Origin of the sequence: Kaistella soli (assembly GCF_019038595.1) — a bacterium.
Taxonomy (GTDB): Bacteria; Bacteroidota; Bacteroidia; order Flavobacteriales; family Weeksellaceae; genus Kaistella; species Kaistella soli.
In genome coordinates this window covers 317,659-341,559 of sequence record NZ_JAHOPF010000002.1, presented here as the reverse complement: position 1 = coordinate 341,559, position 23,901 = coordinate 317,659, and the positions used below count along the sequence as shown (strand labels likewise).

Annotated in this window: 18 protein-coding genes; all 18 read left to right on the top strand. The window is 42.6% G+C overall.

All coding sequences use genetic code 11. From position 1 onward, the window contains the following. Nucleotides 1–83 precede the first annotated feature (83 nt). The 18 genes from KSK37_RS04655 to KSK37_RS04570 all read left to right on the top strand — a co-directional run bounded on the left by KSK37_RS04655 (nucleotide 84) and on the right by KSK37_RS04570 (nucleotide 23,892). On the top strand, nucleotides 84–992 hold the full coding sequence (locus KSK37_RS04655; protein ID WP_088359988.1) for a hypothetical protein: 909 nt from the start codon (nucleotides 84–86) through the stop codon (nucleotides 990–992). A gap of 89 nt (nucleotides 993–1,081) precedes the next feature. Next, nucleotides 1,082–1,360: a helix-turn-helix domain-containing protein gene (locus tag KSK37_RS04650; RefSeq protein WP_088359987.1), complete on the top strand. Its 279-nt coding sequence runs from the start codon at nucleotides 1,082–1,084 to the stop codon at nucleotides 1,358–1,360. 97 nt (nucleotides 1,361–1,457) lie between these two features. Then, nucleotides 1,458–3,638: a VapE domain-containing protein gene (locus KSK37_RS04645; protein WP_217199722.1), complete on the top strand. Its 2,181-nt coding sequence runs from the start codon at nucleotides 1,458–1,460 to the stop codon at nucleotides 3,636–3,638. 292 nt (nucleotides 3,639–3,930) lie between these two features. After that, nucleotides 3,931–4,161, top strand: a complete 231-nt coding sequence (locus tag KSK37_RS04640; RefSeq protein ID WP_088359985.1) for a M48 metallopeptidase family protein — start codon at nucleotides 3,931–3,933, stop codon at nucleotides 4,159–4,161. 266 nt (nucleotides 4,162–4,427) lie between these two features. After that, on the top strand, nucleotides 4,428–4,595 hold the full coding sequence (locus tag KSK37_RS04635; RefSeq protein ID WP_179209397.1) for a hypothetical protein: 168 nt from the start codon (nucleotides 4,428–4,430) through the stop codon (nucleotides 4,593–4,595). Nucleotides 4,596–4,945: 350 nt separating this feature from the next. After that, entirely contained in the window at nucleotides 4,946–5,329 is a 384-nt protein-coding gene (locus tag KSK37_RS04630) for a hypothetical protein (RefSeq protein ID WP_088359984.1), read from the top strand. Nucleotides 5,330–5,353: 24 nt separating this feature from the next. Next, nucleotides 5,354–5,977 carry a DUF3347 domain-containing protein gene (locus KSK37_RS04625; RefSeq protein ID WP_088359983.1) on the top strand — a complete coding sequence of 208 codons (624 nt, stop codon included), beginning with the start codon at nucleotides 5,354–5,356 and terminating at the stop codon, nucleotides 5,975–5,977. Between the two features lie 14 nt (nucleotides 5,978–5,991). Beyond that, entirely contained in the window at nucleotides 5,992–7,275 is a 1,284-nt protein-coding gene (locus KSK37_RS04620; RefSeq protein WP_031504500.1) for an efflux RND transporter permease subunit, read from the top strand. A 2-nt stretch (nucleotides 7,276–7,277) separates the two neighbouring features. Continuing rightward, on the top strand, nucleotides 7,278–9,236 hold the full coding sequence (locus KSK37_RS04615) for an efflux RND transporter permease subunit (protein WP_088359982.1): 1,959 nt from the start codon (nucleotides 7,278–7,280) through the stop codon (nucleotides 9,234–9,236). Between the two features lie 18 nt (nucleotides 9,237–9,254). Beyond that, entirely contained in the window at nucleotides 9,255–10,502 is a 1,248-nt protein-coding gene (locus KSK37_RS04610) for a TolC family protein (protein ID WP_088359981.1), read from the top strand. Further along, nucleotides 10,499–11,749, top strand: a complete 1,251-nt coding sequence (locus tag KSK37_RS04605) for a heavy metal-binding domain-containing protein (protein WP_246566227.1) — start codon at nucleotides 10,499–10,501, stop codon at nucleotides 11,747–11,749. The genes KSK37_RS04610 and KSK37_RS04605 overlap by 4 nt, the downstream gene beginning before the upstream one ends. A gap of 11 nt (nucleotides 11,750–11,760) precedes the next feature. After that, a complete protein-coding gene (locus KSK37_RS04600) occupies nucleotides 11,761–12,966 on the top strand; it encodes an efflux RND transporter periplasmic adaptor subunit (RefSeq protein WP_217199721.1) in 1,206 nt (401 codons plus the stop codon). A gap of 1 nt (nucleotide 12,967) precedes the next feature. After that, a complete protein-coding gene (locus tag KSK37_RS04595; RefSeq protein ID WP_217199720.1) occupies nucleotides 12,968–13,426 on the top strand; it encodes a heme-binding domain-containing protein in 459 nt (152 codons plus the stop codon). 12 nt (nucleotides 13,427–13,438) lie between these two features. Next, nucleotides 13,439–14,011, top strand: coding sequence for a DUF305 domain-containing protein (locus KSK37_RS04590; RefSeq protein ID WP_246566226.1), 573 nt, complete (start codon nucleotides 13,439–13,441; stop codon nucleotides 14,009–14,011). A gap of 37 nt (nucleotides 14,012–14,048) precedes the next feature. Beyond that, a complete protein-coding gene (locus tag KSK37_RS04585) occupies nucleotides 14,049–16,175 on the top strand; it encodes a heavy metal translocating P-type ATPase (RefSeq protein WP_246566225.1) in 2,127 nt (708 codons plus the stop codon). A 7-nt stretch (nucleotides 16,176–16,182) separates the two neighbouring features. After that, entirely contained in the window at nucleotides 16,183–18,930 is a 2,748-nt protein-coding gene (locus KSK37_RS04580; RefSeq protein ID WP_246566223.1) for a multicopper oxidase domain-containing protein, read from the top strand. Nucleotides 18,931–19,130: 200 nt separating this feature from the next. After that, nucleotides 19,131–19,451: a DUF6660 family protein gene (locus tag KSK37_RS04575; RefSeq protein ID WP_144264872.1), complete on the top strand. Its 321-nt coding sequence runs from the start codon at nucleotides 19,131–19,133 to the stop codon at nucleotides 19,449–19,451. A 112-nt stretch (nucleotides 19,452–19,563) separates the two neighbouring features. Continuing rightward, complete coding sequence (locus tag KSK37_RS04570) at nucleotides 19,564–23,892, top strand: CusA/CzcA family heavy metal efflux RND transporter (protein ID WP_088359976.1); 4,329 nt, start codon at nucleotides 19,564–19,566, stop codon at nucleotides 23,890–23,892. Nucleotides 23,893–23,901: the final 9 nt, after the last annotated feature.

The window sequence follows — 23,901 nt, the reverse complement described above, 5'->3', positions numbered from 1 at the left end:
AACGTAAAGCGTGTATAATATTTACTTAATCAATTCTTTTGTTGCATATATTATATTTTAAACACCATAAAAACACAGTTAAAATGACAGAAAAGAATCTCATTAAAGAAACAGCACCATTCCTGCAGTTTTCTTCCGTAAAAATTACTGATGATTTCAATCCGGTATTTGACATCCTGAAAATACCAAACGAAAGCCTACAGGAGTATTGCCAAAAATTAATAAATATTGCATTCTCTATTACCCATTCACAGATTCCAGCGTTCATTTCTCATCATTGCCGCTTGGTAAAAGATCCGGTTCAGTGGCTTAATAAATTTGAAAAACTAATTTCTGTAAATGAAGAACTGTTTTCAGGGTACCGGAACCCTAGTAGGCTTATGAAGCTGTATACCAGTATAGAAACAAAAAGAAATAAAATATTTGATGAAAATTCAGCAAAGAGCAAATCAAAACCTCCCAAAAAATATATCAATGCTGAAAGTGAAGAGCGTTATTTTTCATTCTATGAAATCAAAAATAAACTTCAGAATGTCACATCAGATTCTGAAAAGATTCTGCTGTTAACTAAAGAGAAGTTTGAATATCAGCAGGCCAATATCGAATTTGTAAATATTCATACGCTTGCTTTTGATAAACAGTGCGATAAAGAAATAAAGCAGATCTATGCTCTGAAAAAATTAAAGGATGACCTGGTAAAAGAGGGGACTTTTGATAAGTCCCCGGGGACCGTTTTTAACAAGATCAAAATCAATGTCAATATTAACCAGATCACCGATGTATTCTACCAATTGAGTAGAGAAAAGTCATCAGATGGTAAACCTTATATTGAAGCAAATACTAATGAAATGGCTGCTTTAATTGTAAATAATTTCCTGGATAAGGATGGGAATCCAATAAGTCCCCAAACAGTGAAGACCATTCTGAAACCTTCCAAAGAAGAAAAACGTCCTAATACAGGCAAAAGAATTGATTTGGATAAACTTATATAAAAAACGTGGTCCCCGGGGGACCAACTGGGGACCTGGGGACTTCATTCTTTTTTTCAACTTCGCTCCATAATCTTAAAACATTTTTAATTATGGAAGCAATCGTATTATCTGCAGATCAGTTCAGTGAGTTAGTTACTAAGATCAACGAACTCATAGAAAAATTCGAAAGGGGTACTGCTGCACACAGGGAAACTTTCGTGGACAACAAAAAATTTCTGGAAATTATGGGCGTTTCTCAGCGCACTGGGCAGGCCTGGCGTGACGAAGGTAAAATAGCTTTTTCACAAGTAGGAAAGAAAATTTACTATAAGATGTCAGACGTTGAAAAATTCCTGAATGAACACCACAACCAATCTTTCGCAAAGTAGTATTGTACGCCGCTAAAGCCTCATACTGTAAAAAGCCCATGCTTCCGCTTTGGGCTTTTTTCTAACCTTTTATTTTGTAATTCAAAAATCTAAAAAAATGAAATCCACCATATTCAAAAACTTCAATGAAGTCATCGAACAGAAAGACATCGTTAAAATTCTGGATGATATCAAAACCGGGACTTACCGAAACGCAATCATCTACCTTCGCAAATCTTTAGCTGAGGATAAAAAAGAAGCTGCAGAAAGAGCAAAGAAATCACTTCCTGCATTCACACCCTCCGCAACCTTCAAAGGAGGTAGGAAAATGGAACTCCTTACCAACTATAACAGTTTAATGGTATTGGATATTGATAAGCTGACAATAGAAAAAGTAAACATTTGCAAGTCAATAATAAAAAATAACGAATTTGCATTTGCAGCATTTCTAAGCCCCTCAGGCAATGGTCTTAAAATTTTAGTCCGTGTAGATTCAAAAAAGGAAGAACATAAAGAAACTTTTCTCAAGCTGCAGAAATATTTCGAAGATATCCTGTCTGTAGAAATTGATAAATCAGGTAAAGACATTACCAGGCTTTGCTTTGTTTCGTTTGATCCGGAATTATATTTTAATGAAAATGCTGCAGTTTTTTCAAGTGGAGATCAACAGTCTGTCATAGCGCAAAAAGTTCAGCAGGAACAGCTCCAGTTTGCCAAACCTTCTACGCTTAATTATGATGTTCTTTACCACCACTGCGTCCAGTTCACCGAAAAAAAAGATTCATTCGTGGAGGGCAACCGCAATAATTTCGTATTCCAGCTGGCAAACAACCTAAACAGGAAAGGTGTTCCTGAAACGCTGGCTTTGGGATATATTTTGGCTGATTACGATTACAACGGTCAGGAAGTAATGAATGCAGTAAAAAGCGCTTATGCAAATACCTCTGAACATGGCACCGATCAATACCAACCCCAAAAAAAATCCGCAAAATCCGTGCAATCTTCGAGCGTAAAGAAAAATTCAGGTGAATCATCCGCGACAATAAACCCGGATGGAACTATTATTATTGACGAGGAAGACGAACCTGCCCAAATCGACAAACTGGAAAACTTTCTGAATAATCGCTATAAATTCCGCTACAACGAAGTCCTGGGAAAATTAGAATACAGAAGAGTAAACGGTAAAGTTTGGAAATACATCACCGACTTTAAAGAAAATTCCATCCTTCGCGAAATCCAGAAAGCAAAAGTCCGCTGCAGCATCAATTCCCTCCGGAATTTACTTCGCTCAGACTTCTGCGAAATGTACGATCCTTTCAAAGATTACTTCGAAAATTTGGCGGAATATACGGGCGATAAAGATTACATCGAAGAATTGGCCTTAACGATTACCACTACAAAGCCTGACCTCTGGAAAGAATGTTTCAAAAAGTGGTTTGTCGCCATGGTCGCCTGTGTTCTGGATGAAAAGCAAATCAATCAAACTGTAATTGTCTTTTCCGGCAAACAGGGACTCGGAAAAACAACCTGGATAGAAAAACTAATGCCTAGGGAACTCAAACAGTACATCTTTTCAGGAACCGTAAACCCAAACAACAAGGACACCTTAATTCACCTGGCAGAATGCATGCTCATCAACCTGGACGAGCTCGAAAATTTGAACCGTACAGAAATCGGTTCCCTGAAAGAACTCATCACAAAAACGCACATCAGAATGCGAAAAGCCTATGGCCACAACAACGAAAATATGCCACGCCGTGCCAGCTTCGCCGGCAGCGTAAACACCGCCCAATTTCTAAACGACACAACAGGCTCGCGTCGCTTCCTTTGTTTTGAATTGGAGAACATCGAATACCAACACCAAGTAGATATTAACCTGTGCTACGCCCAGGCATTAAAACTTTACAAAGATGGCTTCCGCCATTGGTTCAACCAGGAAGAAATTAAGGATATCAACGCGAACAACGAACAGTACCAGTTAATGAGCCCTGAAGAAGAGCTGTTGCTGACATGGTTTGAACCAGCGACTAGAGAAACAGCAAATGCTTTTCTTAATGCTTCTCAAATCGCAGTCCGACTGGCTACAGTGGCGAATATAAATGTAACAGACGGCACAGTCAATAAATTAGGTAAAGCCTTAAAGAAACATGGCTTCATCCGCATCGTAAGAAATAAAAGCTACGTCTATGTTGTGAATGTTCTCGATGTTGATGAAGTAGACAGAAGAGCACGCAAGAAAGAACATAATGAAACCGATAATTCCGAGGTCGGAAAGTTACCGTACAGGTTTCCAAATTAGTAATCATTTTCTTTGAAATCAGCCATAAAATTTACCTTTCAAAAAAGCGGTGTCAAAAGCATCGCTTTTCCTTATTTTGTGGCAGTAAGGGCAGTAACCACTTTTGGGCAAAAAACTTTTTTTTATTTTTTCTTGAAAAAAAACATATTACTTTGACCACTTCCGACGCAAACTAAAATAGCCGTTTCTTTATTCTGCATTCTACTTTATAAAATTAATAGGTAAATTTTTCATTTAAAAAATAAAATTTTTCTTTTGCTAAAGTTTGCTTACGTCCTTACTCCTACCAGACATGGTAATAAAATGGATGGAAAAAAGATGGGGCAGCTGTACATGCAATGGAAAAATCACACTCAACACCGAATTGGTAAAAGCACCAAAAGCCTGTATTGAATATGTAATGGTTCATGAACTTTGTCATTTGGTCATACGCAACCACACGAAAGATTTTTATGACCTTCAGGCAAAATTGTTACCCGACTGGCAAAAATGGAAAGAAAAACTGGAAAAAACACTGGCGTGAATGCGGCCTAAGACAAATCTGGATGATACGCCCTTGCCAATTTCTAAGCTGTTAATCTCTGTTAGTTGTCGAGTCACTTACTATGTTAATTATCCCTAAACAAATTTAACTTCTAAAATAATTTCCTACATTTGTACTGTTTTACTTCATAATGCACGGAAATTTTAAAATACTGTTTCTATCCCTCACACTCGCGTTATTTCTGGCGCCGGGGATTTCCTTAGCTTGCAGCAAAAAGGAAAAGCAGGTTTTTAAAGCAGAGGCGCATGCTGAGATTTTCATCAAACAGTCATTCGCGAAATTTCACCCGTCTTGCGACAGCGGCGATTGCAAAGATGAGTGCTGTCACCCCAAATCACACAATTGCCAAACGGAAGGATGCTCAGGAAACTGTAGCGGAAACCTTTGCAGTTCTGCTCAATACACTGTTTTAGCGGATAGTAAATTTTTAGAGGATTCTAAAAATGAAGACTCAGGTTATTATAGCAACAATTCCAATTTCTATTATCAGAATCCCCATTACTCTGGTGGATTCCATACCATTTGGCAACCGCCAAAAATAGGTTAATACCTTCTTTTACAGCCCGAATTGTGTCTGGTCGTGAAGTGTTTATGACACTTTCCGCAGATTATTTAGCGGTGCTGAATGTCCCTTCGAACTTCCACTTCTCGTTTAAGTAATCTTTTAGAAAAGAATGTTCTTTAAAGAACAACTTGAAGATCAGGATTTTCGTACACAGTCTCTCAAGACGGAGGCTCAAAATTAACCTTTAACGATATTTTAATGAAGAATATTCTTTTAGGAATACTGGCTTTTGTAGCAGTGTTCCTCGTTTCCTGCACCAATTCAAAAGCAGAAACTACCCAAATTACCAATGCACAGTTCAAGACCGGCGACATTGTTCCCCACGACCAGGTCTGTATGGTAAACAACGCCTACATGGGCAAAAAGCAGCTCGAAGTAAAGCATGACGGCAAAACCTACTACGGTTGCTGCGAAAACTGCAAACTCAGAATCCCGCAGGAAGAAAATGCTCGCATGGCGTATGATCCGATATCTCATCAACTCATCGATAAAGCAACCGCAATTATTGCAATCTCTGATAAAAATGATAATGTCGTGTACTTCGAAAATAAAGCAAACTACGAAACCTTTTTTAATAAATAAAATAATCTTTAAACTTATAAAATAATGAAAACAGTACTATTCAGCCTTTTGGCAATCGGCACATTTGCACTTACTTCCTGCAAAGAAAACAAAGAACATAAAAACACCACTGATACAACCATGCAACACGATATGAGCACAATGTCTGACAGTCCAGCGATGGACAATATGGAAATGAATAAAGAGGTAACCGTAAGCGAAGCAAAAAAAACTTCCGCTGACCTCACGGAGCTTTATTCTCATTACACCCACCTTACATTCGCGTTGTCCGGTGATGATGATAAGGAAGCGGTAAGTGCAGCAAAAGGAATCTTGGCGTCCTTTCCCAAAATAGACAAAATCGGTTTTTCCGCTGAACAGAAGAAAGAATTTGCGGATTTGGAATCAAGCATCAGTGAACATGCGGAGCACATTGCAGATAACGCTGGGAATATTGATCATCAGCGGGAACATCTGGATTTAATGAGTGTCGATTTTTACGATCTGCTGAAAGATTTCGGAACTCCAAAACCGGTGTACAAAGTATTCTGCCCGATGTATAATGATAACAAAGGCGCTTTTTGGCTTAGCGATTCACGTGAGGTGAAGAATCCTTATTACGGCAAAGAAATGCTTTCATGTGGCGAGGTTCAGGAAGAAATTAAGTAAAACCGTACACAACCATGATTCAAAATTTAATCAAACTGTCCCTCCGCAACAGGTATTTCGTTTTGCTGATAGCAATCGGCCTTTTTATCTGGGGTATTTTTGCGGTAAGGGACAATCCCATCGATGCAATTCCGGATCTGAGTGAGAACCAGGTCATCGTTTTTACGGAGTGGATGGGCAGAAGTCCCCAGATTATTGAAGATCAGGTGACTTTCCCGCTGGTCAGCAACCTTCAGGGCATTCCGAAAATCAAAAATATCCGGGCTTCCTCTATGTTTGGGATGAGTTTCGTGTATGTCATTTTCGAAGATAATGTGGACATATATTGGGCCAGAACCAGGGTAATGGAACGGCTCAATTATGCGCAGCGCTTACTCCCGCAGGATGTTACCCCTACTCTCGGACCGGATGGCACCGGTGTAGGTCACGTCTTCTGGTATCATTTCGATGCACCCAAAATGGATTTGGGAGACCAGCGTGCCCTTCAGGACTGGTATGTAAAGTTTGCGCTTCAGACGGTTCCCGGTGTGGCGGAAGTAGCCTCCTTTGGCGGCTTCGAAAAACAGTACCAACTCATTGTAGATCCTGTAAAACTCCAGTACTATAACGTATCCCTCATGGATGTTATGAACAAAGTGAAAGCCAACAATAATGATGTGGGCGGACGTAAATTTGAGATGGCTGATATGGCATACATCATTCGCGGACTGGGGTACATAAAGAACGTAGCCGATATCGAGGAAATTGCTTTGGGAAATTACAACGGAATTCCTGTGCGGGTTAAAGACATTGGCTCTGTACAGATGGGTGGTGATCTCCGCCTGGGTATTTTTGATGCGGACGGTGAAGGTGAAGTCGTGGGCGGTATCGTGGTGGCACGGTATGGCGAAAATGCGGATAAGGTCATCAACGATGTGAAAGAGAAAATGAAGGACGTTGAAAAAGGACTCCCTGAAGGCGTCACCTTCAAGACATCGTACGACCGCAGTACCCTTATTGAAGGGGCAATAGACAATATCAAAACCAAGCTGATCGAAGAGATCATCGTGGTCGCTATCATTGTTATTCTGTTCCTGTTCCACTGGCGAAGTGCATTAAGTATCATTATTCAGATTCCGGTCACCATTGCCATCAGTTTTATTCTGCTCAATGCGTTTGGACTTTCCTCCAATATTATGTCGCTTACCGGAATTGCACTGGCAATTGGGGTGATCGTGGATAACGGAATTATCATGTCCGAAAATGCCTATAAAAATCTCTCCGATTGGCAGAACCATCAACAAAATAAAAACCCATAACAATGAAAACCAACTGGTTTAAAAATATATTCAGAAAAAAAGAGAAGGAGAAAGACAGTTACGTTAAAATTCCCGAAGACATTCGGTTGAAGATTATCGAAAAATCATCCTTACAGGTATCCAGAGGCGTATTTTTTTCTACGGTAATCATCGTGGTTTCTTTTCTCCCGGTATTTATGTTGACCGGTCAGGAAGGTAAACTTTTTCATCCGCTGGCGTACACCAAAACCTTCATCCTGATTGTTGATGCAATCTTGGTGCTTACCCTTGCCCCGGTGCTCATCTCCTTTTTCATGAAGGGAAAATTTAAGGACGATAATAAAAACCCAATAAACAGAGGCTTGGAACGGATTTACGAACCGCTGATAAGATGGTGCATAAAATGGAAAAAAACCACGCTGGGAATTAATATTTTGGCACTGCTCATCAGTATTCCAATGATAATGAACCTTGGACGTGAGTTTATGCCGCCTTTGGATGAAGGATCCTTGCTCTTTATGCCGGTTACCCTTCCCGATATTTCAAACTCTGAAGCCAAAAGATTACTGCAGGTACAGGATAAAATCATTAAGGGAATTCCGGAAGTGGATCATGTCCTCGGAAAAGCCGGAAGAGCCAACACGGCGACAGATAATTCACCCATCTCCATGATTGAAACCATTATTTTGTTGAAACCGCAAAGCGAATGGCGCGAGGGCAAAACAAAAGATGATCTCATCAATGAGCTGAATGCCAAACTGCAGATTCCAGGCGTTACCAATGGCTGGACCATGCCGATTTCCAACCGAATCAATATGCTTTCAACCGGGATCAGAACGGATGTGGGCGTAAAAGTATACGGACAGAACCTGGACAGTATTGCCGTCCTTTCAGAAAAGATTAAAAAGGAACTCACAGGAATTGAAGGGATCAAGGACATGTATGTCGAACCGATTACCGGCGGAAAATATGTGGACATTCAAGTGAAACGCGAAGAAGTAGGAAGATACGGGCTAAGCGTGGATGATGTAAATGCAGTCGTAGAAAGTGCCCTTGGCGGAATGAAACTAACCACCACCGTCGAAGGCCGACAGCGATTCTCGGTAAACGCCAGGTACGGCCAGGATTTCAGAAATAATCTGGAGTCACTGAGAAGACTGCCTATGCAGACCATGGAATTTGGATCCATCCCACTGAGTGCAGTGGCGGACATCCGCCTTACAGAAGGTCCACCAATGATTAATTCTGAAAATGCCATGTTACGCGGAACTGTTCTGTTCAACGTCCGTGATCGGGATTTAGGCAGTACCGTAGCAGAAGCACAGAAAAAACTCAACAGCATGGTCACCAAAATGCCTAAAGGCTATTTCGTGGAATGGAGCGGCCAGTATGAAAACCTGATTCGGGGTGAGCAGACCTTAAAAATGATTATGCCACTGGTATTGGTCGTGATTTTCCTCTCCATGTATTTTGCATTCAATTCTTACCGCGAAGCTTTTTTTAATCTCATCAGTATTCCTTTTGCATTAATCGGGGGCGTTTTTATGATTTCGATTTGGGGGGTGAACCTTTCCGTAGCAGTAGCAGTGGGATTTATTGCCCTATTCGGACTTGCGGTGGAAACCGGAATCGTGATGGTCATCTACCTGAACGACGCCATGGTTCAGCTTATTGCAAAAAATGGCAACTCAAGGGAGACCATCACCAATGAAGAACTTCGTGAATATGTCATTCATGGTGCAGCCAAAAGATTAAGACCAAAGATTATGACGGTTTGCGTGACCCTCTTCGGGCTTGTACCCATCCTGTGGAGCCACGGCGTGGGAAGTGATATGATGAAACCAATCGTATTGCCGATGGTTGGTGGTGTTTTCACTTCGGCCATTCACATCCTTTTGGTAACACCAATTATCTTTTATATGCAGAAGGAATGGGAACTGAACAAACTAGGGAAAATTGACGTCCTCGACGCTGCCCATTAATCCTTAAATGATTACAAAATGAAAAAATTAATAATAACAGCAGTACTGGCCTTCCTTTACACTACCATTGATGCTCAGCAAATGTCCCTGCCCGCAGTAATGGACAGTATCGCAGCCAACCATCCGGTGGTAAAAATGTACAATGCCGAAATCCGGTCAATGGATGCTGCCGCAAAAGGAGCAAGAAGCTGGATGCCTCCAACCGTAGGAGCAGGTTTCTTCATGACGCCCTATAATGCAAAACTCTGGCAGCGCGACGGCGATATGCTCGGCATGGGCTCAGTAGCAGTTTCGGTGGAACAGATGTTGCCCAACAGAAAGAAACTCAACGCCAACGAAAATCTGATGAAGGCAATGTCTGCTGTAGAAAAGGAAAAACTTTATGCCGCCCTCAATGAAAACTTTCAGGATGCAAAAAAACTGTATTACAGTTCCATTGTCCTGGATAAAAAGCTGAAGGTCGTTAAGGAAAACGAAAAGATGCTGGATTTCATGATCAGAAACGCCGAGATCCGGTACAAAAACGGACTTTCCAAAATATCCGCCTATTACAAAGCCAAAGCGGCCCTCGGAAGTTCAAAAAACATGCAGCTCATGTATGAGAATGACCTGCGCGTCAACCGCATCCGGTTGAATGCCCTCATGGGAAGAGACGCCCTGTCACCGCTGGAAATCCTGCCTGAGTACAACTTGAACGATTATTCCCTGGAGACCTTTGGTCAGGATCTTTTTGAGCAGAACAGAAGTGACTTGCGTGGCATCGACCGGGAAATTAATATTGCCAAACTCAAACAGGATCTGGAAAAGCAGAATCTAAAGCCGGAATTTGGCGTAAAGTTCGAAAACATGTTTGGTTTTGGTGGCCAGCCCATGCAGTTTTCTCTGATGCTGATGGCAAAACTGCCTTTCGTATCCTGGGCTTCAGGCATGAATAAAGCCAATATTGAAAGCCTGAAACTGAAAGAAGAAGCCTTGCAGGCACAGAAAGAAATGATGGTGAACGAATACAGCGGAATGGCCTACGGAATGCGCAATGAACTGGACCTGAATAAAAATCAGCTGAAACTCTACGAAGACACCATTATTCCGGCCTTAAAAAACAACTACAAATCCATGCAGTTGGGCTATGAGCAGAATACGGAAGAACTCTTCATGTTATATGACGCATGGGAACAGCTGAATATGGCCCAACTGGAATATTTCGAGATCCTTACCAAAGCACTGCAGACGCAAACTGAAATTGACCGCTTAATAGAAAGAAGATGAGAAAAATTATAATATTCACTATGCTTTTATTTGGTTTGACGGCGTGTGACAAAGTTAAGTTCTGGGAAGATAAGCACTCGGCAGAAGCTGCAATGCATACTTATACCTGTCCGATGCACCCGGAAGTGATTTCAGACAAACCCGGCAAATGTCCCAAATGTGGGATGGATTTGGTCCTGAAAGATGCACCTGAAAAAAAGGAAGAGGGGATTAAACTCGACGATCTGCTGAAACCAACCAATGAATTTGTAGTGTCGGAACAGCCCGTAATAAAAGTAAAAAGAGAAAACATACCCACCACGGTTGATGCTTTAGGGACGGTAGAATACGATACTCGACAGATTGGCAGTATTTCCTCACGCGTTGCGGGCCGTATCGAGAAACTCTATGTGCGGTATAAATACCAGAAAGTGTCGAAAGGGCAGCGTATTTTAGATATATACAGCCCGGAACTTTTAACCGCACAGCAAAACCTGCTCTTCGTTATTAAAAATGACCGCTCAAACAAAACAATGATCGATGCTTCACGCCAGAAACTCCTTCTTTTGGGAATGCCGGCTTCACAGATACAGAAAGTCATCCAGCGAGGGAAACCTGATCTCACAGTTCCGGTTTTCAGCAATTACAGCGGACACATTCAGCAGGCAGGATCGGCCGGAAGCATGGGTTCATCACCACAATCTGCACCCGCAATGGCTTCAAATAACGAGGTCACCGCAGAACTACCGCTGAAGGAAGGAATGTATCTTCAAAAAGGACAGAATATTTTCAGTGTCTACAATCCCAACAGAACCTGGGCTCTGATCAATATTTTCTCTGAAGACATCGCACTGGTCAGCAAAGGACAGTCAGTCATGATCATCCCAGAAGCTAATCCGGAGAGCCGCTTCAAAGGAACCATCGGTTTTATTGAACCGTTCTTCAGGCAGGGCAGCAAAACCGTAACGGCGCGGGTCTATTTTGATAATTCCACCGCAAAAATTCCTGTCGGAAGTCAGGTTAAAACGGAGATTATGAGCCACAACAGAATGGCAGACTGGCTGCCGAAATCAGCGGTGGTTTCTTTGGGGATTGATAAAATTGCGTTCAAAAAAGTTGAAGGCGGTTTTATTGCCCACAAGGTTGTTACCGGCGCGGTGGTAGGCGATAAAATTCAGATCGTCAGTGGTTTGCTTCCTGAAGATGGAGTTGCCGAAAATGCACAGTACCTGATGGACAGCGAAAGTTTCATAAAAATTAACAGATAAAAATTGATAAGATGAAATTTAATATTTTAATGCTGGCCTTGCTGGTTTTTCTTTACTCCTGTAAAAAGGAGGAAGATCCTCATGCCGGCCACGATATATACTACACCTGTTCCATGCACCCACAGGTAGTCTCCGATAAACCCGGAAAATGCCCCATTTGTCACATGGATTTGGTGCCTGTCGAGAAGAAAAAGAATGCTGATCCTAACGAAATTATTTTGAATGACGAGCAGGTTAAACTTGGGAATATCAAAACAGTCGCGCTATCAGATGGGTCTATGGCTGATAAACTTACGCTGACCGGAACACTCAATTTTAATCAGTACCAAATGCAGGCAGTAAGTTCAAGAGTAATGGGTAGAGTTGAACGGTTGTATTATAAAAACATTGGCGATTTTGTTCCGAAGGGGGCGCCGTTGGTCGATATTTACAGTGAAGAACTCAATAATGCAAAGCAGGAATATTTGCTGGCATTAGAAAGACGCAAGCTGTTCGTCGGTAATACTTCCATTGATTTTGACCAGCTGCTCCAAAGTTCCCGAAACAAGCTTTATTTATGGGGAATGTCGGAAAGCCAGATCAAACAGCTGGAAAGATCAGGAAAAGCCACACCTACCACCACTGTGTTCAGCAATGCAGCCGGTTACATCACCGATCTGAGCATTGCCGAAGGCGATTATCTTGCAGAAGGTGGCACCATCGTGAATCTGGCAGATCTTTCATCGCTGTGGGCGGAAGCGCAGGTCTATTCCTCTCAAATGGCTCTCCTTCAGAAAGACAGCAAAGTTACCGTGTATATTCCCGATCTGGATAATTTGAAGATTAATGGGAAGATTGATTTTACAAACCCTGAAATAAGCGCCTCCAGCAGGATAAATCTGGTTCGCATTTCCGTGCCCAACAAAGGAAATCTGCTGAAACCCGGCATGCCGGTATATGTTCTGGTGGAAAACAAATCCCGTGATGGTCTTTCAATGCCTGTGGATGCGGTAATCAGGGATGGCAAATCTTCCACGGTGTGGATGAAAACCGCGAAGAACACCTTCGTCAACAGAATGGTGGAAACGGGTCTCGAATATGAAGACAGAATAGAAATCACATCAGGAATTAAGGCGGGAGACGAAGTAGTGGTGTCCGGAGCATACTTACTGAACAGTGAATACATTTTCAAGAAAGGGGTTGATCCCATGGCGGGTCACGATATGAGCACCATGTAATATGAGAAAATTGAATATCATAGGTTGGCTGTCGGTGATAGTAGTGGCGGTTGTTTTAGCCATTCAATTCATACCGGTGGAGCGTAATGTCTCCACCGTTCCGGCAGGTCAAAGTTTTGAAAGAACCGAAAAGGTGCCCGCCAACGTGGCTGCAATCCTTAAAGTTTCCTGCTATGACTGTCATTCAAATAATACCCGTTATCCCTGGTATTCGGTATTACAGCCGGGCGCGTGGTTCATGGCCCGGCATATTAAAAAAGGCAAAGAAGAACTCAATTTTGATGAGTTCAATAACTATTCAAAAAGACGTAAAAAAGCAAAAATAAAAAGCATCATCAGCCAGATTGAGAAAGACGAAATGCCTTTAAAATCATACCGCATGATGCACGGAAACGCCAGATTATCGGCGGATGAAAAAAAAGAACTGTTAGATTTTTTTAATACCATTAACCCTCACTAAAAAATTACTAGGATGAAAAATTTAGAACATGATCACAACATGCTTAAGGATACTGATTCAACAACAGGCAATCATTCCAAACATGAAATGGAATCGGGCAAGGAGTCTGTCCAGCACGCGCAAGAAAGCCATGCCTCTGCATACAAAAAGTTATTTTGGATGCTTCTGATTTCCTTTATTTCAATGTTTATACTAATGTATGCGATGGTGGACAAGCTGGCTAACGTAATTCCAAACATAAACCAGTTATACATGGCAGGCCTGATGGCTTCTCCTATGTTAATCATCGAACTGCTGTTAATGGGGAAGATGTATCCCAACAAAAAACTCAATAAAATTCTTATGGGCCTCGGAGTGGTGATGATGGTGCTGTTTTGGTCCGGGATTCGGCAGCAGACAGCCGTGGGAGATGTCCAGTTTCTAAAGTCCATGATTCCACACCATGCAGGGGCTATTCTTATGGTCGAAGAAAGTAATCTGGTCGATCCGGAAGTGAGAAAGTTGGGCGAGGAAATTATCAAAGCACAGGAGGAAGAAATTGCCGTCATGAGGGCGAAAATTAAGGAACTTCAAACCCGGAAGTAATCTCAAATAGCAGAATTTAACGCAAAAAATTTGAATTATGAAAAAATACACCTGTCCCATGCATCCCCAGATATTGAAGGACGAACCGGGGAAATGTCCACTTTGCGGAATGAACTTAATTCCCTTGGGAGGAACCGCCCGACCTGAAAAAGACGAACACAGCCATCATCATCAGAATCATGATCATCACTCAGAATCTGATAGTTCAACGGCGGGATTTGACAAACATGCAGGTCATCATACTCCGGATTTTCTAAAAAGATTCTGGATTACACTGGTACTTTCTGTCCCGGTGCTGCTGCTTTCCCACATGATTCAGCAGTGGCTCGGTTTCACCATAGCTTTTCAAGGCGATAAATACGTGCTGTTGGTTTTGGGAAGTATTATTTATTTCTACGGTGGAATGCCTTTTTTCAAAGGGTTTTTGGGCGAAGTGAAAGCCGGAGCTATTGGGATGATGACGCTCGTTGCTTTGGCGATTACCGTAGCTTATGTCTATTCCGTTGCCGTCGTATTCGGGCTGCCGGGCATGGATTTCTTTTGGGAGCTCGCCACCCTAATTGTCATCATGCTTCTGGGTCATTGGCTCGAAATGCGTTCACAGATGGCAGCTTCAAAAGCGTTGCAATCTCTAGTTGCCTTACTACCAAATGACGTAACCGTCGAGCATAACGGAAGTCCGGTTAAAATAAAACTGGAACAGCTGAAAAACGGAGATACCGTAATCATAAGACCGGGCGAAAAAGTCGCCGCTGACGGTCTGATTGTCGAGGGCAGTTCCTATTTAAATGAAAGCATGCTGACCGGAGAAAGTGTTCCTGTAAGAAAAGAGTCCGGTGGAAAGGTTATCGCAGGGTCTATCAATGGAGACGGTGCTTTAAAGATAAAAGCAACAGGGGTTGGAAAGGATTCGTACCTCAATAAGGTCATTAATTTGGTTCAGGATGCGCAGGCAGCAAAGTCGAACACTCAGAATCTGGCGGATAAAGTAGCCAAATGGCTTACTATAGTAGCAATTGTGGTGGGAGTAGGAACTTTCGCTTACTGGTACATCACCATGGGAGATTTGGCTTTTGCTCTGGAACGGATGGTAACGGTAATGGTAACGGCCTGCCCTCATGCTTTAGGAGTGGCAATCCCTCTGGTGGTGGCCATTTCCACTACACTTTCAGCGACAAATGGTTTACTCATCAGAAACCGCACGGCTTTTGAAACCACCAGAAAATTATCGACCATTATTTTCGATAAAACCGGCACCCTTACGAAAGGTTCCCACACTGTGCAGAAAATCATTCCTCTAACGGAACACTATTCGGAAAACGATTTACTCCAGTATGCAGCAGCAGTGCAGCAGAACTCCGAACATCACATTGCAAAAGGAATCATGCAGACCCTTTCCGAGAAAAAACTGGAGCTATGGAAGTCAGACAATTTCCGCTACATGCAGGGAATTGGAGTGACAGGAATCGTAAACGGTAAATCGGTTGTCGCGGCTGGTCCTAATTATTTTGTTCAAAACAATAAACAGGTACCTGCCATTCCGGAAGAAATCAACCAGGATGCAGAAACAGTGAACTTTATTTTGATTGATGACGTGCCCGTGGGTATTGTTTCTTTAGCAGATACCATTCGCGAAGGCGCAAAAGAAGCTATTGACCAACTTCGAAGCATGAACATTAAATCATTCCTGCTTACAGGTGATAACGAAAAGGTAGCGGCGGCGGTGTCAAAGCAGTTAGGAATGGACGGATATTTGGCAAATGTACTTCCGCACCACAAACAGGAAAAAGTAAAAGAATTTCAGGATAAAGGGGAAATCGTTGCGATGACAGGTGACGGCGTAAATGATGCACCGGCTTTGGCAGCAGCAGATGTAGGCATTGCAGTTGGCAGCGGAACTGATGTTGCTGCCGAAACCGCAGATATTATTCTGGTCAACAGTGACCCTCGAGACGTGGTGAAAATGATAGATTTTGGAAAGAAAACCTACAACAAGATGATCCAGAATCTCGTATGGGCAGTGGGCTACAACGTCGTGGCTATTCCACTTGCTGCAGGTGTTCTGTATCCCACATTTGTCCTGAGTCCCGCCATGGGCGCAGTGCTGATGAGTGTAAGCACCATCGTGGTCGCACTTAATGCAAGTTTGTTAAAAATTAAATAATCACAAGATGAAATATATATTTTCGCTCTTTCTATTTATGGCAATGTCCATAAACAGTTATTCACAAAGCACCAAAACCGTGTACACCTGCCCGATGCATCCGCAGGTCGTGAAATCAGCACCCGGTAACTGCCCCATTTGCGGTATGACCTTGGTGAAGAAAACCGTTACTGAGAAAAAAACGGCGGCCAAATCCGCGCCCGCTCCTAAAAAGGCCACCGTAGTTAAAAAAACTACGGGTAAGAAACCTGAAATTACCGCTGCAAAAACAAAGACGGTAACGGAAGTTAAAAAACCGGTGATGCCAAAGACTAAAGCAGTACCGAAAGACCCAGCGAGCATCAAAACGCCGGAACATTCAACACCTGCTCCGCATCAGAATGAAGCAGCGCAAAAGATGTACACTTGTCCGATGCACCCCGAGGTGGTTTCGGACAAACCCGGAAAGTGTCCCAAGTGCGGTATGAATCTGGTGCCTCAAAAAGGAAAGAAGGAAGATCATTCTGCACACGGAAACATGCAGATACATGGTGAACACAAAATGGTCATGCCCATGCCCGAAAAGCACCTAAAAGGCGGACGCAAAGTGACCTACCATCTTTATGTGAAAGACACCCTGGTAAATTTCGCGGGCAAACAGAAACGCGCCATTGCCGTAAACGGGCAGATTCCGATGCCAAAGCTGGAGTTTTATGAGGGCGATACGGCGGAAGTGATTGTCCATAATTTAATGGACGAAGAAACTTCTCTGCACTGGCACGGTCTTCATCTTCCAAATAAAGAAGATGGGGTTCCCTGGCTTACCCAGAAACCCATTCCACCACATTCAACCTACACGTATTCGTTTCCGATCATCCAAAACGGAACCCACTGGTATCACTCACATACTGGCCTGCAGGAGCAGATTGGAATGTATGGGATGATGATTCTGAAAAAACGTCCCGAAGATCCTACTTTCCGGCCGGGGATTGATGATTTGCCCACAGAGCACCTTATCCTGAGCGAGTGGACAAACCTGAACCCCAATAATGTTCAGCGGATGCTTCACAACGCCAATGACTGGTTCGCAATAAAAAAAGGCAGTACTCAAAGTTATGCAGAAGCCATTAAAGAAGGCCACTTTAAAACAAAACTCACCAACGAGTGGAAGCGGATGCTGGCCATGGACGTGAGCGATGTATATTATGATGCATTCCTGATTAACGGTAAAATCGAAAGTCAACTCTCCCGATATAAAGCCGGGGATAAAGTTCGGCTTCAAATCGCCAACGGCGGTGCTTCCTCCTATTTCTGGCTCAATTATGCCGGAGGAAAAATAAAAGTAGTGGCCAGTGATGGATTGGATATTGAACCGGTCGAAGTGGATCGCCTGATCCTGGCGGTTTCCGAAACAGTGGATATCGTAGTGGAAATTCCTGAAAAAAACACTTCATACGAACTCCTTGTTACACCCGAAGACCGCACAAAATCTGCGTCAGTGTTTATTGGAGAAGGAGCTACGAAATCCCATGATCCATTACCCAAACTCAAATACTTTGAAGGGATGAAGATGATGAACGACATGATGAAGATGAACGGTGACATGAAAGATATGGGCATGAAGATGAGTTATCAGACGATGGATATGAATCAGGTGATGTATCCTGAAATTAGTGCTGAAAATAATGCAGCAATGCCGATGGACAAGATGGACAACAACGATGCGCAAATGGATCACTCACAGCATCAGATGCCTGCTTCCGGGATTACCACATTGAATTACGGAATGATGAAGTCGCCTTATGACACTTCGCTTCCGAAAGACAGTCCCGTGCGCGAGCTCAAGTTTACCCTTACGGGAAACATGAACCGCTACGTTTGGAGCATGGACGATAGAGTCCTGGCAGAATCGGACAAAATATTGGTAAAAAAAGGCGAAATTCTCCGCATTACCCTTTTCAATAACTCAATGATGCGTCACCCGATGCACCTGCACGGTTTTGATTTTCGGGTACTCAACAAAAATGGCCTTCAGGCACCCCTCAAAAATGTGTTGGATATTATGCCGATGGAAACTAATGTCATCGAATTTGAAGCTAAAACGGATGGGGACTGGTTTTTCCACTGTCACATCCTCTATCACATGATGGCGGGGATGAACCGTGTTTTTGCTGTTGGTGATTATCAGAATCCTTTGCTGCCCGATAAAGCTTCAGCTTACAAAAAGCTCCAGCGCGAAAGTAACATGTGGCACCTTATGGCCGAAAACGATTTCGCCACCAATGGTAACGACGGGATGGCGAGGATCTCAAATGCCCGCTGGGAATTGGGAACAGAATGGCGTTTAGGTTACAATCCCCATCACGGCTACGAGGTGGAAACCCAACTCGGCAGGTATGTGGACCGTATGCAGTGGCTGAAACCATTTATCGGATTTAACTATCATTATAGAAAGATTGACAGGAATAATATTGAAAAAAACCTTTTTGGACAGGCATCTACTAAAGATGAAAGAAAAACTTTCAGCGCTGGTATCATGTATAAACTCCCGATGTTGGTGGACCTGCAGGCAGAAATATTTACAGACGGAATTGTAAGGTTCCAGCTGAAACGTGAAGACATTCCGTTGACTGCGCGTTTGCGCGGGGCATTCATGGTCAATACCGACAAAGAATATATGGCAGGTCTTAAATATATCGTCACAAAAAATATCGGAATCTCAACCCACTACGACAGCGATATGAGCTGGGGTGCAGGGATTACACTGAACTATTAAAGGAGTTTTTAGTGTGTCAATTTTAAAGAGTGCAGCTGCCAAATAAAGACCGGTTGCACTCTTTTTTACAGCGTATAACGACCGCCGGAACCACAGATTCTCATGAGGCAAACAATACCAGCCTACAACCTGAGGAATCATTGCAGTAATATAAGCTAAGACATACGTTCAAGTAAATATATTTTTATTAAATTAGCACCGTGAAATTTTTGGCCTTCTCTTTATCCTTATTCTTTATGGTGCTTACTATGGTACCATGCAGCGATGCTGCGAAAGGTTTGGGCGAAAAAGTTTGTTTGGCGGAAAACGTTCATTTAGAACAAGGTCAGGATCAAAGTGCTGATCTTTGTTCTCCCTTCTGTGTTTGCCACTGTGCGGGGATGTCAATGACTATAGCACAGATCAAAGAATTACTCCCTGAAAAGATTACTCTTTTAATTAAAGACACTCTTCCTGAAAAGAATTACAACTACGCAGTCCTCCATACTGTCGGTATCTGGCAACCTCCCAAAATAGGTTAATTCTCTTTCCTTCGGATTCCTTCCGTAGGACATTACGACTATCTGATAGTCGCTCATTTTCGTAGACAATACGGAACATGCTTTTCTTGTCAATTAACCTTAATTTTTACAAATGCTATATAAAATTATACAGTTTAGTGTAAAGAACAAGTTCATTATTGGGCTCATGACTTTTGCACTAATCCTTTGGGGGGTGTATAGTGCTACTAAACTCCCGCTGGATGCCGTACCCGATATTACAAATAATCAGGTACAGATCATTACCAGCACACCAACATTGGCCGCACAGGAAACAGAACAGTTGGTTACCTTTCCAATTGAGCGGAGCCTCGCAAACATTCCCGGAATTACCGAAATGAGATCGATCTCAAGATTTGGTCTCTCAGTGATTACTGTGGTTTTTGATGAAAGCGTCGATGTGTATTTTGCACGTCAGTTGATAACTGAAAAACTGAAAGAAGCTGAAGAAAACATCCCTAAAGGTATTGGTACGCCAGAAATGTCTCCGGTATCCACCGGCTTAGGTGAAATTTACCAATATGTGATTCACCCTAAAAAAGGGTCAGAAAACAAATACTCTCCTACAGACCTTCGAACGATGCAGGATTGGGTGATTGCCCGGCAGCTTTACGGTACACCGGGTGTTGCTGAAATTAATAGTTTCGGCGGAAAGCTTAAGCAGTATGAAGTAATTATCAATCCATACAGACTTAAGGCAATGAATGTCTCCATTGCTGATATTTTCACTACCCTTGAGAAAAATAATCAAAATACCGGCGGTGCTTATATTGATAAAAAACCAAATGCATATTTTATCCGGGGGATTGGCCTGATTTCCTCTTTAGATGATATTTCTAATACCGTAATAAAAACGGTTAATGGCATTCCGGTGCTTATAAAAGATGTCGCAGAAGCCCGCATCGGCAGTGCTGTCAGATATGGTGCCTTAACTTATAACGGCGATAAAGAAGCAGTCGGTGGCATTGTAATGATGCTGAAAGGCGAAAATTCAGCGGAAGTAGTGAGCCGGGTGAAAGAAAAAATGCTCACTATTCAAAAGTCACTTCCTGCCGATATTATCGTGGAACCATTCGTGGACCGTTCTAATTTGGTCGACCGTGCTATACGCACCATAGAAACAAATTTAGTCGAAGGGGCACTCATCGTTGTTCTTGTTTTGGTTCTGTTTCTGGGGAATCTTCGGGCCGGGCTTATCGTAGCTTCTGCAATACCTTTGTCGCTGCTTTTTGCCCTCGGGATGATGAACGTCTTTGGAGTGAGTGCAAATTTGATGAGTCTTGGGGCAATTGACTTTGGACTTATTGTAGATGGCGCCGTAATTATTGTTGAAGCTACCCTGCATTTTCTGGCAGTCCACCACCGATCTCAGAAACTGTCTCAACATACGATGGATCAAGCCGTACAGTCAAGTGCAAAAAAAATGATGAGTTCGGCAGCGTTTGGGCAGATTATCATCCTCATCGTTTATCTCCCGATTCTTTCACTTCAGGGGATTGAGGGTAAGATGTTCGTCCCTATGGCAGAAACGGTGTCTTTTGCAATTATAGGGTCATTAATTCTCTCCCTTACATATATACCAATGATGTCTGCCCTGTTTCTGTCTAAGAATATTAGCACAAAGAAAACCTTCGCAGACAGAATGATGGCCAGTGTCCACAATTTCTATATTCCGCTGTTGCAGAAGGCCATTGCGTTTAAATATGCGGTTGTCGGTGCCGCAGTTGCTTTGCTGGCTGTTTCGCTATTCTTATTTTCGAGGATGGGAGGTGAATTTATACCACAACTTCAGGAAGGCGATTTTGCGGTACATTGCATACTTCCACAAGGCACCTCTCTTTCCCAGAGTATTGAAACTTCAATGCAGGCAAGCCGCATTTTAAAATCTTTTCCTGAAGTGAACACGGTGGTGGGTAAAACCGGGAGTGCAGAAGTCCCCACAGATCCGATGCCTCCTGAAGCAACTGACCTTATCGTTACATTAAAACCCAAAAAAGAATGGAAGGACAGTGGTAAATCTTATCAGGATTTGAGCGCTGAGATGATGGAAAAACTCAAAATGATTCCGGGAGTATTCTTTGAAGTCTCACAGCCGATACAAATGAAATTCAACGAGTTAATGACTGGGGTACGGCAGGATGTGGCGGTGAAAATATTTGGTGAAAATATTGACACGCTTGCTAAACTCGCACCCGAAGTTGCAAAAGTGGTTCAGACAGTGCAGGGAGCTACGGAACCACAGATCGAGCAGACTGTTGGTTTACCGCAAATAACAATAACGTATGATAGAGCAAGGCTCGCCTCTTACGGTCTCAATATCGAGGACATAAACCATACCGTAAGTACTGCGTTTGCTGGCGAAACTGCTGGCGTAGTGTTTGAGGATGAAAAGAAATTTAATTTGGTTGCACGTCTGGACAGTGTAAACCGTAGTTCAATTGAAGACGTCAGCAATCTGTTTATCCCAACCGCCAATGGTTTGCAAATTCCGCTCTCTCAGGTAGCAAAAGTTCAATTTAAAGAAGGACCGGCGCAAATCAGCCGTGAAGATGGAAAGCGCAGGATCGTCGTAGGCTTTAATGTGAAGGATAGAGATGTTGAAAGTGCAGTAACCGAAATCCAGCAAAAACTGAATGACGCAAACATTCTGCCTGCAGGCTATTACTATACGTATGGAGGAACATTCGAAAATTTGAAGCAGGCCTCTTCACGACTGCAAATAGCGGTTCCTGTAGCCTTAGCCCTTATCTTTCTTTTGCTTTACTTCACCTTCCGCAACTTCAAAGACAGCATTCTTATTTTCACCGCAATACCAATGAGTGCTATTGGTGGGGTCTTTGCCCTGCTGATTAGGGATATGCCATTCAGTATTTCAGCAGGAGTCGGCTTTATTGCGCTATTTGGGGTAGCAGTTCTTAATGGCATTGTTCTGGTAAGCACCTTCAAGGATCTTCAGAAATCTGGAGTTAATAATATTATTCGAAGGGTAATTCAGGGAACCAGTATACGGTTACGTCCAGTGCTAATGACCGCAGCAGTAGCTTCATTCGGATTTTTTCCCATGGCTTTTTCTAATGGTAGCGGTGCAGAAGTACAGAGGCCATTGGCAACAGTAGTAATTGGCGGTTTGGTAACAGCAACCTTCCTTACCTTATTTGTCTTACCCCTACTGTATATCATATTTAATTCTAAGAATCAAATCAAAAACAAATTGAGAAATAGTAAAAACACGTCGTTTGTAGCGCTGGTAATTTTACTGTGCTCTTCCGCAGGTGCACTTACTGCGCAGGAAAGAATTTCACCAAATGACGCGGTGAAAATAGCGCTGGAAAATAATCTGCAGTACTCGGTAAACAGTGCCCAGGTAAATAAAGCTTTACTGGAAACTAAAACTGCACGTGAAATTCCCAAAACCGGCATCTTTGTAGAAAATGAGGATATGAGGCCTAGTGATCCCGACGGCGATTTTAAAATTGGAATCCAGCAATCCGTCCAGTGGCCGGGCTTATATAAGGCGAAAAGAAAGTATTTTGAGGAGCAGTTGAAATTTCACCAGCTGAATAAAAGCATGTTGGACGCAGTGATAAAAAGGGAAGTAAATACTGCTTTTTATCAGTTGTGGTACCTTCAGGATGTTGGTAAGCTCTACCAAAAACTTGATGAGTATTATACGTCCATGTACAAAGCAGCAAATCTTCGTTTCAAAACCGGCGAAGCTGCTGGTCTCGAAAACATTGCTGCGGAGGCACGGATGAAAGAGCTCCAGGCTCAGAGACAGCAAAACGAACAGAATATTTCGGCACAGCAGCAACAACTCAGTCTGTTTCTTAATAGTCAGGTGCTATACTTGCCGGAAGACACAAACTTGCAGAAATTGGATTTGGAAGATTTACCATCAGACAGTTTTCATCCCTCATTGGCTCTGCAGCAGCAGAATATAGAAATAGCAAGGGCGAATATAGAGGTTCAGAAAATGCAGAACAAACCTGACTTTTCGGGAAGAATATTTTCCCAGAGATTATACGGAATGAAGGATCCCATAACAGGCTTTTCAGTAGCTGTAGAATTTCCCATTTTTGGAAAGACTGCTTACAAAGCCAAATTGCAGTCTGCAGAAGCCGAGGTCGAAATTCAACAATCTCAGCTGCGCTATCAGGAAAATCAGTTCGCGGCACAAACCCGCTCCAGCTATACTGAAATTCTGAAAGCTGCTGAAATGCTTAAATATTATGAAAGTATAGGTTTGAAACAGGCAGAGCAAATTTTCAATGCGGCAATGCTGAGTTACAAAGCTGGGGAAATAGGGTTTTCTGAAATGCACCAGTTTTTCACCCAAGCTATAGACATTAGAAAAAACTATTTGATTGCACTGAACGAATACAACATGGCAGTAATACAATATAACTACTATATTAAAAATTAAGGATCCAAA